This is a genomic window from Photobacterium sp. DNB23_23_1, assembly GCF_052873815.1.
In genome coordinates, this window is sequence record NZ_JBNNXT010000029.1 from 22,669 (window position 1) to 37,314 (window position 14,646).

At 45.0% G+C, this 14,646-nt stretch carries 15 protein-coding genes; 9 read left to right on the top strand and 6 right to left on the bottom strand.

The window, feature by feature from the left end; genetic code table 11:
* The first annotated feature begins 109 nt into the window (after window positions 1-109).
* On the top strand, window positions 110-1,045 hold the full coding sequence (locus ACVA53_RS16980) for a hypothetical protein (protein ID WP_255043151.1): 936 nt from the start codon (window positions 110-112) through the stop codon (window positions 1,043-1,045).
* A 74-nt stretch (window positions 1,046-1,119) separates the two neighbouring features.
* Here ACVA53_RS16980 and ACVA53_RS16985 read toward each other — a convergent pair whose 3' ends face one another.
* The gene (locus ACVA53_RS16985; RefSeq protein ID WP_255043152.1) at window positions 1,120-2,769 is read right to left on the bottom strand and encodes an ABC-ATPase domain-containing protein; all 1,650 of its coding nucleotides are present in this window, start codon (window positions 2,767-2,769) and stop codon (window positions 1,120-1,122) included.
* Window positions 2,770-2,972: 203 nt separating this feature from the next.
* Between ACVA53_RS16985 and ACVA53_RS16990 the strand changes: the two genes are divergently transcribed.
* Window positions 2,973-3,212, top strand: a complete 240-nt coding sequence (locus ACVA53_RS16990) for a hypothetical protein (protein ID WP_255043153.1) — start codon at window positions 2,973-2,975, stop codon at window positions 3,210-3,212.
* Between the two features lie 57 nt (window positions 3,213-3,269).
* Here the strand turns inward: ACVA53_RS16990 and ACVA53_RS16995 are convergent, their stop codons facing one another.
* From ACVA53_RS16995 to ACVA53_RS17005, 3 genes are read right to left on the bottom strand one after another with little or no spacing between them, the layout of a single operon-like run.
* On the bottom strand, window positions 3,270-4,607 hold the full coding sequence (locus tag ACVA53_RS16995; RefSeq protein WP_255043154.1) for an ATP-binding protein: 1,338 nt from the start codon (window positions 4,605-4,607) through the stop codon (window positions 3,270-3,272).
* Window positions 4,597-5,256: a response regulator transcription factor gene (locus ACVA53_RS17000; RefSeq protein WP_255043155.1), complete on the bottom strand. Its 660-nt coding sequence runs from the start codon at window positions 5,254-5,256 to the stop codon at window positions 4,597-4,599. The genes ACVA53_RS16995 and ACVA53_RS17000 overlap by 11 nt, the downstream gene beginning before the upstream one ends.
* On the bottom strand, window positions 5,253-5,594 hold the full coding sequence (locus ACVA53_RS17005) for a PepSY domain-containing protein (RefSeq protein ID WP_255043156.1): 342 nt from the start codon (window positions 5,592-5,594) through the stop codon (window positions 5,253-5,255). The genes ACVA53_RS17000 and ACVA53_RS17005 overlap by 4 nt, the downstream gene beginning before the upstream one ends.
* 291 nt (window positions 5,595-5,885) lie before the next feature.
* Here ACVA53_RS17005 and ACVA53_RS17010 point away from each other — a divergent pair, with 291 nt between their 5' ends.
* Window positions 5,886-7,772 (top strand): methyl-accepting chemotaxis protein, encoded by a 1,887-nt coding sequence (locus ACVA53_RS17010; protein WP_446505740.1) that lies wholly within the window; start codon window positions 5,886-5,888, stop codon window positions 7,770-7,772.
* A gap of 79 nt (window positions 7,773-7,851) precedes the next feature.
* Here ACVA53_RS17010 and ACVA53_RS17015 read toward each other — a convergent pair whose 3' ends face one another.
* On the bottom strand, window positions 7,852-9,480 hold the full coding sequence (locus ACVA53_RS17015; RefSeq protein ID WP_255043193.1) for an AMP-binding protein: 1,629 nt from the start codon (window positions 9,478-9,480) through the stop codon (window positions 7,852-7,854).
* Between the two features lie 665 nt (window positions 9,481-10,145).
* Between ACVA53_RS17015 and ACVA53_RS17020 the strand changes: the two genes are divergently transcribed.
* Both ACVA53_RS17020 and ACVA53_RS17025 read left to right on the top strand, forming a co-directional pair.
* On the top strand, window positions 10,146-10,607 hold the full coding sequence (locus ACVA53_RS17020; RefSeq protein ID WP_446505741.1) for a TetR/AcrR family transcriptional regulator: 462 nt from the start codon (window positions 10,146-10,148) through the stop codon (window positions 10,605-10,607).
* Window positions 10,608-10,720: 113 nt separating this feature from the next.
* Window positions 10,721-10,912, top strand: coding sequence for a YtxH domain-containing protein (locus ACVA53_RS17025; protein WP_255043159.1), 192 nt, complete (start codon window positions 10,721-10,723; stop codon window positions 10,910-10,912).
* Window positions 10,913-11,102: 190 nt separating this feature from the next.
* Here the strand turns inward: ACVA53_RS17025 and ACVA53_RS17030 are convergent, their stop codons facing one another.
* Window positions 11,103-11,894 carry a M48 family metallopeptidase gene (locus ACVA53_RS17030; protein ID WP_255043160.1) on the bottom strand — a complete coding sequence of 264 codons (792 nt, stop codon included), beginning with the start codon at window positions 11,892-11,894 and terminating at the stop codon, window positions 11,103-11,105.
* Window positions 11,895-11,986: 92 nt separating this feature from the next.
* Here ACVA53_RS17030 and ACVA53_RS17035 point away from each other — a divergent pair, with 92 nt between their 5' ends.
* From ACVA53_RS17035 to ACVA53_RS17050, 4 genes are all read left to right on the top strand, one after another.
* The gene (locus tag ACVA53_RS17035) at window positions 11,987-12,421 is read left to right on the top strand and encodes a hotdog fold thioesterase (protein ID WP_255043161.1); all 435 of its coding nucleotides are present in this window, start codon (window positions 11,987-11,989) and stop codon (window positions 12,419-12,421) included.
* Window positions 12,421-12,654, top strand: coding sequence for a DUF3389 family protein (locus tag ACVA53_RS17040; protein ID WP_255043162.1), 234 nt, complete (start codon window positions 12,421-12,423; stop codon window positions 12,652-12,654). The genes ACVA53_RS17035 and ACVA53_RS17040 overlap by 1 nt, the downstream gene beginning before the upstream one ends.
* Window positions 12,655-12,925: 271 nt before the next feature.
* Window positions 12,926-13,834: a phosphotransferase gene (locus tag ACVA53_RS17045; RefSeq protein WP_446505742.1), complete on the top strand. Its 909-nt coding sequence runs from the start codon at window positions 12,926-12,928 to the stop codon at window positions 13,832-13,834.
* A gap of 129 nt (window positions 13,835-13,963) precedes the next feature.
* A complete protein-coding gene (locus tag ACVA53_RS17050; protein ID WP_446505743.1) occupies window positions 13,964-14,599 on the top strand; it encodes a putative ATP-dependent zinc protease in 636 nt (211 codons plus the stop codon).
* Window positions 14,600-14,646: the final 47 nt, after the last annotated feature.

A 14,646-nucleotide genomic window follows, 5' to 3' on the forward strand; every position in this document is an offset into this window, starting at 1 on the left:
ACAGGACTTAATCTAATGCGGTAATGGATAAAACAAATGTAATTGAATTTCGTTCAATTAAGTGCTGGTTAAGTATTGAAATGTCATCATAACGCGCGAAGAAATGACCATGGAAGGTATTGTTATTGTTAACAGAGATATAAATTTGAAAACACAAGCTTTACTGCTATTGAGCCTTTTTGTTGCACCGCAGACCTTTGGTCAGGATTCCTTTTTCCCTATATGGGGTGATGAAGCAGAGAAGCGAGGCTATACACTGCCAAAACCGTATGGCTTATCTTTGTCTTACATGGATATGAGCAATCCTATTACGGTTAATAGCATTAATTTAACAGGGCACCCAGTCTTGGATGCACTTGATGTTGATGCCAATCATGCTGATTTTAAAGGCTCAAATATCACTTTACGTGGTGATGTGTGGGTTTTTCCATTTCTGAATGTTTACGGGATTCTAGGTTATACCCAAGGTACTAGTAAGGCGAAAATAAACTCAGTGAGCTGTGATCATGCCTCGGTTCCTGGCTTTGGAAATAAGGCACTATGTCGTTTGTTGGATGCTGCTGGTGGTGATTTGCCTGACAACGCAATGTTTGAGCTGGATATGGACGGTGGAACCTATGGTGTTGGTACCACGATAGCGGGTGGCGTGGGAAGCTGGTTTGCTTTGGTTGATATGAATTACACTTATACAAGTATTTCAGCGATTGATGGCAATATTAAAACATTTGTTGCAGCACCTCGTGTCGGCCACCGTTGGGAGTACGATGGTGGTCGTGAGCTCCGGGTATTTGTTGGTGCTATGTATCAAGATGTTCAGCAATATTTGTCTGGTGACCTAAAGAGTCTTGGTTTACCTCCGGCATTAGATAGTATTATCGACCAACTTGCCCCAGATGGTAAATTCGAAGTTAGCCAAAGTACTGATGATAAATGGAATGGTGTTGCTGGTTTTCAATATGCATTTAATCGTGACTGGGAAGTGCTCATGGAAGCAGGGTTCGGACCCAGAGAAACCCTGTTCTTTGCAGTAAGCCGCCGATTTTAATTAATAGTCATGGGCTTTAGGCAAAAAAAACGATGAGGTAAGCCTCATCGTTTTTTATTCAGCGTATTTTACGACTACTGGAATTCAGATTTACGCATACGGTTCAGTACAGCCATTACCTCGATAACTCGAGGTTTGGCGATATCACCGTAGTTTGGCATGGTGCGGAACCACTCGTCACTGGCAAGCATTTGAGCGAAAGCCTTGCTCGGTGCTTTCTCCCAACCTTTACCCTGAGCTATTTGGAACCACAGCCAGCCGATTGCATGCAACTGGCTTGAGTCGGCAACTTGTTCAAGTGCTTGAAGATCAATCTGCTCTCGGCCAAAACGCATAGACGTTTTATCTTTGACTTGAATACGGAATTTACCGTCTTCTAATTGTGCTTTTAGGCCCGCACGGTTTAGTTTCCGTGTGCGCGGGCGGGTGATTTCGGTGCTACCTTCAAGCTGACGGCGAGTCGGGTGAGAGGTAACTACTTCTTTCGCTTTTTCTGTTACATCGATCGCTTGGTAGTTGTGCATTTGGATCACTGTGTCTGCAACGTCCAAATAGTCACCAGAGCCACCCATAACAAGCAACACAGATACATCCAGTTGATCACGTAGCAGTGAAATACGGTCAACCAACGGCGTGATAGGCTCATCATTTTTAGCGATCAAGGCTTGCATGCGCTCATCGCGGATCATGAAGTTTGATGCCGAGGTATCTTCATCGATTAGCAGGGCATTAGAGCCAGACTCAATGGATTCTTGCAACCATGACGCTTGTGATGTTGAACCAGATGCATTCTGGGTTGAGAACATGCTGGTGTCTTTACCCATCGGCAGGTTGCTGATGTATGGAGTAAGATCGACGTTATGTACACAGCGACCGTCTTCGGCGCGGATTTTGGACGCCGATTCTTCAGTAACGATATATTCACGACCATCACCCGGAACGTGATCGTAAACTGAGCTTTCGATTGCGTTTAGTAGGGTAGACTTACCGTGGAAACCACCACCTACAATCATGGTGATGCCCTTCGGAACACCCATGCCGCGAATTTTTCCGCGATGTGGTGCTTCAAGCTCAATCGCAAGGTTTTCTGGGCTAACGAACGGAATGGCATCGGCTAACGGTGAGTCGCTGTTACCCGCCAAACGAGGAAGTACGCTGTCATCGGCAACAAAGGCCATCAAGCCTTTATCTGCTAGTTGTTTACGCAGAGCGACCTGATCTTCTACCGTTTCACAGTGACGCTTTAACTCATCCATCGGTAACTCACGTGCAATCGTGGCACGGCGAATGATCTTTGGCATGGTGAACGTCAGCAGGTTAGCTGCTTTTTTAGCAATAATTGTGCGGCCGTCTGAAGGCAGGTTGACGCGAAAGCGCAACTCCAGTGCATCGTCATCAAAGACAACGGCGGTACGGTCTAGAACCGTTTGTCCCGGACGGTCAATTTGAATATCATTAATTTGCTGTGCCAGCTCGGCAAATTGTCGAGCGATGAAATCACGTGCAGCGCGTTGGTAGTCAGGAGACTGTTCTTTTAACCACTCAAGGTCAGTCAGTGACCATTTGCGGCGCGCACGTACGCGAGAGGCTGGCGCAAATGGGTCCGATTGAGTGATATCAATGAAGAAATCGAAGTCAACGAAATGGTATTCACCGCGTAAGCTAGAGTAGCTGCGGTAGTTATGACGGTCAATTTTATGTAATTTTGCTTCGAGTAATTGCATGTCGCCTCGATAACTTCGTTAGAATTTCAGGGGGCAGGATTCTACACTAAACGCCTTGAATAAGCATACAATCTTTACTGTTAACGGGATTTTTTCTTAAATAACCCTTCCGGTGAAAACGCGATCCTCTACCTTGGTCTAATTGAGCAATTTGTGTTAATGGCATTTAATCAGAGTGTAGATGATGAAAAAGGGAGTACACCATGCTGCAGTTATCAATGACAGTTGCCGAATATCTACTAATTTTGGCAGGGTTAGCCATGGTCGCAAACGGAATTTTTATATATGGACGCCGAACAAGTGATTGGACCGGGGTCTTGAAGATGTTTTACAGCCGTATTGGTTTGTCAGTCGAAGAATTCAAATGGTACCGATTGGGTGTTGCTTCCTTGGTACTTGGCGTGATTGTTAGGATCGTAAATCTCACGCTTTGGCCAGCCTAGGGTTGTTGGAAACTGGCGAACAAACGCCCGCTATATAAGTGCTGTGGCTGGTTGATATCATTTTCTAGGTTTAGGCAGGGTAATTGAAGCCCTTAATCCTCCCAACGGGCTTCGGCTTAGTATCAATTCACCGCGATAGCTATGAGCCAACTCGCTGACAATGTTTAATCCGAGACCTGTGCCAGGTGTTGTCTCATCAAGCCTAACGCCTCGCTTTACAGCATTCTGGTAGGCATCATCGTCAATACCGGGCCCATCATCCTCTATTACCAGTAAAACATTCTCAGTTGTTTGTTCCGGTTGGTGGACACGTATTAAGCTATTTGCCCATTTGTAGCTGTTCTCTATTACATTCCCTAAGATTTCATCGAGATCCCGCTTTTCAATCGCCACCAACAAATCACTGTCTAATTCGTTCACAAGCACAACACCACGGTCAGCATAGACTTTGTCCATCGCCATGGATATCGCATCAACTCGAGTGGAGGGAGCCGTTTTGGCTGACAAGATATTGCTCGTACCAGCCATTCTCGCTCGTCCTAAGTGATAGTCAATATGCTGTTGAAGTTGTTGCAAAGAGGGCTGTAGCCGCGATTGTTCCTGTTCATTGAGGTGGGCGATTTCATTATTGAGTACGGCAATCGGCGTCTTGAGAGCGTGCGATAGGTTACCGGCATGGTTACGTGCCCGGTCAAGGAGCTCCTGATAGTGGAACAGCAGGGCATTGAGGTCGTCAACAACAGGGCGGATTTCGGCGGGATAGACCCCGCTAAGTTCTGATGTTTGCCCTTCACGTACATCTTTTAAATTTTGTTGTAAGTGGCGTAGCGGCCAGAGTGACCAGCTAACCTGTAGCCAGATTAAAAAGAGGATACCACCAGCCATAATCAGTAATATTAACCACAGACCGTTGGTAAGTTGGGTCAGCGTTTTCAGTAACCGCTCTTGGTTGATCGCCACAGTGAGCGTGACAGGATCATCAAGTTCGGGCAATAGGATATTCCGGTTGAGTACCAGTAGCGATTGCTTATCTGGGCCGACATATCCTGACTCTCTATTGCCTGAAATTCGAGTATCCCATAAAGAACGAGAACGCAGCTCTTTGTTATCAATATTAACACTCCAATATAACCCGCTATATGGCTGCTGGAATCGTGGGTTGGATAATGTGTTGGGAGGAAGTAAATTGCCATTATTGTCTACATCAATTTGGGCCGTTAGTTCATCCAGGTAGATATATAGTTGATGTTTCTCCTGGTCGACCAAATAGGTCTTGATGAATGATGGCATCAAATAACCCGCCGCAAGGGTTATAGCCAATAGCCAAACAGCCGCGGCAATGAGTAAGCGGCTGCGAAGGCTGGGTAGAGGTGTTTGTGGGGCTCTAATCGGCATTGATACGATATCCAAGCCCTCTGACCGTTTTTATCACATCACCGCCGATTTTTCGGCGAATGCGACCAATGAACACTTCTATGGTGTTAGAGTCGCGGTCAAAATCTTGCTTATATATGTGTTCAACAAGCTCTGTGCGTGAAATGACTTTATCGGCATTGTGCATCATGTAGGAAAGCACTTTAAATTCGAGAGCGGTAAGGTCGATACTCTCACTGTTGTGCATGACTTTAGAGGTACGGGTATCGAGACTTAGCCCTCCAATTTGAATGATCGGCGAGGCATTACCAGTTGAGCGGCGTACTTGTGCTCGCAAACGGGCAACAAGCTCAATCATCTGGAATGGCTTTGTTAGGTAGTCGTCAGCGCCAGCATTGAGGCCGTCAACACGCTGTGTGAGTTCATTACGAGCACTAAGGATAATTACCGGACAAGTGACGTTTTCATCTCGGATACCTCTTAGCACGGTCAGGCCATCCAATTTGGGTAAGCCCAAATCGAGGATAATTCCGTCCCAAGGTTCTGAAGTGGCACGGTACAAGGCATCAATACCATCAGAGGCGAGTTCGGCTACCCAACCACTTTGCTCTAAACCTTCAACAATCTGTTCACCCAAGGCCTGTTCATCTTCAACGACAAGTATTTTCATTGGTCTACCTTGATTATGTTTTCAAGACCCCTGCCTTTTATTTCAAGAATTGTCAGGGTTTGAGCGTCATATTCCACCCTGACAATATTATTGTTGGGGCCGATAAGTTTTAACTCATAGATCCAAATGTCGTCATCTTCTTCCAACTCGACGCGAATAATGCGGCCATGGAGTTGTTCGTTTACCTTAGATTGTAAAGATGAGAACGGCTGTACCAGTCCTTGTTGAACAGCTCGCATGACATCGTCATGGTCTTCATCAATCTCCAATTCAACGCTTGCCAGTGCAGAAGAGGTTAAAAAGAGCAGCGACAGGATGTATTTGTTTTTTCTATTCATACATTAAATTGTAAACGATTGTACGTGAACCGAAAATGAATATATCCAGTCACTTGAATTTATAGCTAATTGATTTTACACCATATCAAGAGTTATCAGCAGAATGATAAGTGCTAGGTGAATAACGGACGATGTAAATTGTTTAATAAACATAAATTCCCCTTAAGGGTTTTAGTGCATATGTCGTTGATTATATTGGTATGAAAATGATTTTTTTGGCGATAGATCATGAATTTTATTCGTGCCACACATTATAATCCCCCCCATTTTGTTTCGAGATAAAGGGAAGTTATGCAGTTATCCTTAAAAGCAAAGCTGTTGTTATCGAGTTTTGTTGCCGTTTCTATTACCGCTATAGTCCTTGGCGGTTTTTCCTACCTGTCAATGAAAAATCAAGCGTGGCAGTCTATTGAAAGCGCAAGCCGAAATACATCTGTTGCGGTGACCAAGGGTATTGGTGACTGGCTTGAAAGTAAGCAAGCAGCAGTAAATGCCGTGGTTAAAACCATGGCAACAAATGATGCGCCTGATATTGTTGAGCACCTTAAGCAGATGCATGTATCGGGTGATTTCGGTCTGAGCTTTTACGGTAACCAGCAAGGGGACATGCACCGTCAGGATCCATCGTTAAACCGCGCCGGTTATGATCCTCGTGAAAGAGGGTGGTACCAAGAAGCTGCTGCCGCGAGGATGCCGGTTGTAACAGCACCGTACATGAGCCACACCATGCAAACATTGGTGGTGACTTTAGCCGAGCCGGTGATGCAAAGTGGGCAGCTACTGGGCGTTGCTGGAGCAGATCTAGCTCTTGGCGATCTGATGCGTGATGTACTGAATATTCCGGTGCTGGGTGACGGTTATGCTATGTTGCTGGATATGGGAAATCAGGTCGTTGTTGCTCACCCGAATTCGGATATGCAGCTGAAGCCGATTTCAGAGTTGGGTTTAAATGTACATTCTCTTCGCAACGAGATGAATGGCAGCGGCTTTTTTCTGAGTGACTTTGACGGGCGTGAGCGAGCGGTTGCTATTCACGATGTGCCAAATTCTGGTTGGGCGCTAGTGATGGTGATGGATAAGTCGGTACTTGAAGCGCCGATTCGGGATATGCTATTTGATGAGTTGCTTATCGGGCTTGTGATCCTTGTCGTGGTTTGCGGTTTGAGCAGCTTGTTATTGACAAAGCAACTGAGTGAATTGAAAAAAGTATCTGCAGCCTTAGCTGATATTGCCCATGGTGAAGGAGACTTAACCGCTCGTATTCCCGTCAACAGCCAGGATGAAGTTGGTCAGTTAGCCGAAAATTTCAACCAGTTTGTGTCACATCAACATGTAATGGCGACTAAGCTGCGTGATATTGCCATCGAGCTAAATCGCAATGCTGCCGACTCTGCTACGGCTTCAACTCAGCGCAGCCACAGTATTCGCCAGCAGCAAGATGAAATTACCATGGTAGCAACCGCTGTGACCGAAATGGCGAGTGCGACGCAGGAAATCGCCGGTAATGCTGAGAACACAGCGAAGACGGCAGAGCAGGCGGTATCGTTGGCCGGTGATGGTCATCGCCAAGTCGGCCAAAGTCAGCAATCAATTGGCAACCTAGCCAGTGAAGTCACCAATGCCGCAGCCATTATTGAAGATCTTAATGAGCATGCCTTGAAAATTAGTTCCATTCTTTCAACTATCCGAGAGATTGCCGAGCAAACTAATTTATTGGCACTCAATGCGGCCATTGAAGCAGCGCGTGCAGGAGAGCAAGGCCGTGGCTTTGCGGTCGTTGCCGATGAAGTAAGGGTGCTTTCTCAGCGTACACATACTTCGACAGAAGAAATTCAAAATATGATCGAGACACTTCAGTCGACGACTCATAATGCAGTGACTGTGATGAATGATAGCCACCAGCTAGCTGATACCAGCGTTCAAGATGTCGATGCTGCGGGTGAGAGTATCAATAGTATCGCGAGCGAGATACATGTGATCAGTGATATGGCGACTCAGATAGCGTCGGCGGCCGAGGAACAGTCGAGTGTAACGGCGGAAATTAGTCGTAATACCGAAGGTGTTCAGGAAGTGGCAAACCAAATGGCTCAAGAAGCTATGGAAGCGGCCCGTCAAGCGGGCTCTTTGAAGGAACTAGCCGGACAACTCGAGACGGAAGTACAGCGCTATAAGCTATGATTTAAGCTCTGAAATATAGGCGAAAATAAAAGCCCTCGCAAATGCGAGGGCTTGTTGTATAAGGGGGGAGAGGACTGAGTTATTCTTCCCACTGCACTAATTGATCTTTTGGCCAGTTAGCACCGACATCATGGTATTTCTTCTCAAGCAGGTGACGCTTTATCTTAAGTGTTGGCGTCAAGATATTGTTTTCTACACTCCAAGGGTCTTTAATCATCAGCACACCTCTGATCTTGGCATGAGATTCTAGCTCTTGGTTGATGGTATCAATAACACGCTGGGCTGTGCGGGCATAGCGTTCACGGTCGAAGTTAGGGAAGTCATGCGGAACGGCTAGCAAAATTGGTGCTGGCATACCAGAACCAATCACACACATCATTTCAATATTGGCAATTTCAAAGATACGTTTTTCAATAGGGACTGGTGACACAAACTTCCCTTTGGCCGTTTTGAAGGTGTCGTTCTTGCGGCCTTGAATCGTTAAGTAACCTTCTTCATCCATGAAACCAATATCACCGGTATGGAGCCAACCATCTTCGTCGAACATCTCTTTGGTCGCATCTTCATTTTTGTAGTAACCAGAAAACAACCCCATGCCGCGTACCAAGATTTCTTCATCGGCTGAAACTTTGATTTCAACCCCTGGGCCAGAGTTACCGACTGTACCAATTTTGTCACTGCGGAATGGGTGGTTAAGGGTACTGTAGGCAAAGCTTTCGGTCATCCCCCAAGCTTCGGTAATGTTCAAACCAATATTCTCGTACCAGCGAAGTAGGGCTGGTGAGACAGGGGCAGAGCCGCACCCGAGTACTCGTGCTTTATTTAGACCAAGGCCATCGGCAAGTTTGCGCTTGATGACACCAGAAATGAATGGAATTTTCAGTAATAAGTTGAGCTTACCTTGCGGAAGTTTTTCCAAGATTCGTTGTTGGAAAAGAGTCCATAGTCGAGGAACCGAAATAAACAACGTTGGACGATGCATTTTTACATCGTCGATAAACGTATCCAGAGACTCAGGAAAAGCAACTTGCATTCCAGACATCACTGAAGAGCCAAAGATATAGACTCGCTCGGTAATGTGCGCTAGAGGTAGGTAGGAGAACAGACGTTCACCTTCTTGCATTCCAATATGATCCACAAGACGTTGCGCAGACCATGCAAATGAACCATAGCTTAGCATCGCACCTTTAGGGAGACCGGATGTACCAGAGGTATAGACAATCGACATCAAATCATCTTGCTGGTGGTTTGGACGTTCCTGTGATGGCTCATATTGGGAAAGTAAGGTATTAAAGTCGTGATCGCATTTTGGTGCAGACGGATAATCAAAAGCAATAGAAAGAATATCTGGGTATTTTTCCATTACAGCAAGTGCTGCTTTGCTGTCGTCCAACTTACCGATGAGGACAGCTTTCGATTCACTGTGTGTTAAGCAGTGTTCAATAGTTTCAAAACCCGCCGTTGGGAAAACAGGGACACTGATATAGCTACCCAGCATTAGCGCGAGGTCGGTGATGAACCATTCGGCACAGTTCTTTGACATCAACGCTATACGATCACCAGGCTTGAAACCTTGGGCACGAAGGGCGCTGACAAGCCTGAGCGCTTTGTCAGCTACCTCTGCATAGGTGAAATCGACAAATTGTCGGTTGATGATCTGGCGAAGGTACACATCATCTGCGCGTTCTTCTGCCCATTTTAGAATCATTTCAGTTGGCAGTGGTTGAGTCATCAGAGTATCCCTTAAGCGATCCGATTGCAGAGGTAGAGTCATACTTCGATCCTTCCGTGTTATTGTTTTGTTAAATTAATGCTATTTTCACTGTTTGGTCAAGCAGTTATTTACTATCTTCAGATTATTTAAAAGCGTCTTACTCGCATAAAACAATAAAAAATAATTAGTTTTCAAAGATTAAAATAGAACAAAATTCAAACAGGTGTACAATTTTTTTAATGTTGCTGGCCTATTCATAAATTCCTGTTTCTATTACAATAGTGCCAATTTCGTGGAGTGAATAAAGATGTTCATGATGATAAATCAGTTACGGCTAGTTCAAAGCACTGCAAGAATTGAGCTTTAAGTATAAATAAGCCATATATGGAGCTTAGCGTGGTGGTTTCACCCGTCAGTTGGTTACTGTAAGTGAACACTGAATTAAATTTTCATTTCATGACATTTTTTGACTTGAAACTGACGGTTAAACGGTAATATTATCAATTAACGGAATGACATCCTGTATTGTGCGACTCGTTATTAGTATGACAAAGTGGCATCAATCGGATTTCAACACATTTGCTTATATGGTTACGTAACCCGTTTGGGAATTAGGCGGGTCTTTGGGTGATCAAATAGAATCATAGAGTCAAAGTATTATGCCGAAGCGTAGTAAAGAAGATACTGAAATTACCATCCAAACGATTATGGATGCCGTAGTGGATCAAATTTTGACGTTGGGATACGACAAGATGTCGTATACCACCTTGAGCAAGCAGACAGGGATCTCTCGTACGGGTATTAGTCATCACTTCCCCAAGAAGCACGATTTCGCTACTGCTCTGGATGGTCGTATTTTCCGGATATTTGTTGAAAAACTTGATCTCGATAATGGCCTGGCTGGGTTTACGAGTAGTTGGGTTGCGGCATTGGATGATGAGGAGTTTAAGGCTACGTTACGTTTGTTATTTCATCATATCGCCTCCTCAGAAACGACTAGCGAGTTTGCCAAGCGCGGTATTGATAGACTTTATACTCTATGCCTTGAGCGTTTTGGCGAAGAAAGCCAGAAAGAGCTTGAATGGTTGCTGGGTAAGTCCCTAATTAGCCTGGTTCGCTAATTAAGCTCAGGATTGAAACAGCTTCTTCGGAAGCTGTTTTTCGTTATAAAAGAGACTATTTTTAAAGAGGCGGGAAGTGCCTCATATGCTCAGTTTGAAAAGAGAAGGTTGAGATGTTGAAATATATCGTACTGGCTTTAGTTGGTTTTGGAATTTACATCGGTGTGACCTACAAAGATCAAATTGAAGATCTTACCGATTCTCGCTCATTTGAAGATGTGCAGGATGTTTTTGAAGATGTGTCTAGTAAAGCATCGGATACCGCTAGTGACCTAAGCGATAAGTTCGAAGAGCTAAAAAAATAACAACTCTTAAGCTTCCTTTGACATAAAAAATACCAGCGTAAAAACTGGTCTTCTAGTTGCACTTCGAGCCATTTAGCAAAATCGGCGTAACCATCGCCCGATGAGTAGTCACTATCTAGGTTCATTTACGCTGCATTATTGTAGTGGCTAATCTGATTGTGTATAAAGCCCCCTAAAAGAGGGCTCCTAGTTATATCTTACATTGAGGCTTTGGTGTATTGAAATTCGGCAGCTTGGCGATTTCTGCGCGTAAGTCATCGATCCGGGTTGAGTGGGAAGGGTGGGTCGATAGCAGCTCAGGAGGCTGGCTACCACCAGATGCTTCCGCCATATTCTTCCATAGGTTGATGCTCTCAAAAGGATCAAACCCCGCTTCTGCCATCATCCTCAAGCCAATAATATCCGACTCTGATTCTTGCGCACGGCCATAAGGCATTAACACGCCATATTGGACGCCAAGCCCCAAGCCCGCCATGGCCGCATCGTGGTAATCTGCTCCCCCGATGGCTGCACTGGAAATTTGCATCCCCATGTTAGCGAGCTGGGAGCGGGAAAGCCTTTCGTTACTGTGCTGGGCAAGCACATGGCCAATTTCGTGACCGATCACTGTAGCTAACTGATCTTGATTTGTTGCCACCTTAAGTAGTCCTGTATAGACGCCGATCTTACCTCCAGGTAGAGCAAAGGCATTGACCTGATCACTGTCAAAGACGACGACCTCCCATTGCCCTGTTGTTTGAGGGCCTCCTAAACGGGTCGTCAGTGCATCCGTAACACATTGAACATACTGATTGGTTTTTGTATCGGTGTAGATCTTTTCTTGCTCTTTTAAGGCGTCAAAAGACTGTGCCCCTAACTGGGACATATCCTGTTCAGAATACAGCAATACCTGCTGCCTACCCGTCGGCGAGCTGCTGCAAGCTGTTAATGCTAGAGCAGCGGTGATTAAGCCTGCAATAGCAAGAGGTTGAAAGCGATTCATCCAAGACTCCTTTCATTTTTATATAAACCGCAATAGCGGAATTATACAGTTGCTGTATCATTCTCTCCAAATAAGATTGTTCGGATAACGTGATGAGTATTTGGAAAAAATCCTTCACTCTTGATAGTTTAAATGAGACATCGGTAAATACGCTAGTTGAGCATCTCGGTATTGAGTACTCGACATTTGATGACAACAGCTTGTCTGCGGTGATGCCCGTTGAACCAAGGACCCATCAGCCGTTGGGGATGCTACACGGTGGTGCTTCTGTCGTATTGGCAGAAACCTTGGGGTCGTTGGCCGCTAATATGTGTGTTGATGAAGGAAAATATTGTGTCGGTCTTGATATCAATGCCAACCACTTGCGTGCAATGAGAAGTGGCCATGTTATTGGTAAAGCTTCGCCAGTACATCTGGGGGCGACAACCCAAGTATGGCAAATAGATATTACAGATCCTCGGGGCCGTATGGTGTGTACCAGCCGCCTAACAATTGCAGTTATGAAACATAAAAAAACGGTGGAATAATGACAATTGTTTTCTCGGCAGGGCGGATCATTGCCAACCAACATGAAGTTGTCGTTCGATTAGACGGCACTGCACGCGTATCATTACAGGCTGCTGCCGATGACATTACTCTTCTTGGTAACGGAGCGAATGTGATCACGGCTATGGGGTCGGGGGTTAATTGGTCCTTCCGACTCGATTCCGCACAGCAACTTGAAGAGTTAGCTGATGTACTTGGCATTGCCATTCAATAATATGATCGCTCTGGTCGTAATACTGCAAGCCAGAGCGTTGCTATCGCCCATCAATTCTTGCCAAATCAAACCGTTTACAGCTACTTTGGTAAACCTTCTGTTGTTTTCTTTCAGTCAAAAGCACTATTTGTGAGAGCTTGAACTCATTATTGACCATGGTGAATCCAAAACGACTTCTAACAGGTTATGGTATTACAAGGTGAAGCTAAAATTATCCATATAAAATCATTGCTTTAACCGAGTAAAGTTAACGAGTGAAAAGGAAGTCAGATTGAATAGATTGCAACTAAAAAGGATTGCAGAGCTTAGCTTTAAAACAATGTTTCGTGAAACTCCCCAAGTGTTTGAAATACAAGAAACATTTTATGGTTGTGTTGTTTTCTTGGCATCAGGCAATAGTAAGGTTGTTGTTAAGTTTTCGCACGAAATAGGGCGGTTAAGAAAAGAAATTGAAGGTCTGGAACGTTTGCGTCAAGCATTACCATGCCCAGTTCCTGAAGTATTATTTTTTGGCCGGGAAGAAGGCTACGATTTTATTATGCTTGAGTGGTTAGAAGGGATTTCAGCACATCAAATTCCCAATGAAAAGGATGCGGTCCAGCGTTTTGCAGAGAGCTACCTTGAGTTACTACATACGTTACACAGTATCTCGGAACCCAATGGCTTCGAATTGGAGAGTGGAAGGTTTGATCCAAGCTTAAGCAAGGCTTTCTCTCACTGGATGGAGCCTGTTTATCGCTATGTTGCCAGTGCTGCTTCTCCTTTCACGCCAGTGCAAAAGCAAAAGTATCACTCTTTATGGCAGAAGAGAGACCATATTTTATCTGAAGCGTTACCGGAATCTTCGCTGATCCATGATGATTGCCACGTTGGTAATATTCTGGTTGATCCAAAGTCATTTGAAGTTACTGCTATCCTGGACCCGTGCGATGTTGGTTTTAAACACCGTGAAATGGATCTCTTCCATTTATTGGATGTGAGGCCAGAAATGCAGCTTGCTGAGCGCTATAAGCAAGAGATGCCATTAGCACCGGGTTTTGAGTTGCGGCGTTGGTATTTTAGTTTGTGGGACGATGCTAAGCATAGTCGGAATATAGGGTGGTATGATGAGGCTTGGATTCAAAACAAGCTGTCTCAGTTCGATCAAACATTAAGTGTTGAGTATGGCTATGTTTTATAATGTGATCTTGGGGAACGCTTGACGCTGATATTTTGATGATGCCATTAGTTGAGCGTACTATGGTATATATAACTAAATAAAAAAATGTTTGATCATATTACGAACCTTGATGTTGTAGGGATGAGATTAATGAGAAGAGTGGTTACATATGTTGCGCTATTGTTGCTTGCAGGTTGTGCTCAGCAATCTGGGCGGCAGACAGAAACAACCCCTGAACCGGATATTGGGGGAGGGGGCATCGAGCAGCCTGTCACCCCACCGGTTGTCGATACAGGGACGCCTGTTACTCCAGAACCTATACCTGAGCCGGAAGTTAAACCGTTACCTGAACCGGAAGTGAAACCAGAACCTAAGCCTCAACCGGTGGTGACCAAAACTGACGATGGCAAGTTGATTTTAGGTAATGAAGAATGGTTGTGGATAGCCCAAGCTCAGCAGCATATTCGGGCCAAGGTTGATGATGGAAAAACGCTTTCATCTATTGGCGTGAGTAATTTACAGGCTTTTGAGCGCGATGGTAAAGACTGGGTGAAATTCAATGCTGGTGGCAAAGACGTTGAGTTACCGGTCGAGCGTTGGCTCAAATCGAAAAAAAGTGAAAACCCACAGGCGGTTGTTAAGCTTAGAGCAAAACTAGGTGAGCTCAATGAGTTGACCGAATTTGCTCTTGGCGCAGGGCAAGGAATCGTATTGGGTGTGAATTTTATTCGGGATGTTGCTGTGGTAGATAGCAACAGGAAGTTTGTTCAACCTAAAGCAAAATAGACATTCTAGCCAAGCCATTTAGCCATACAGATAAACGGCTGTTGTCA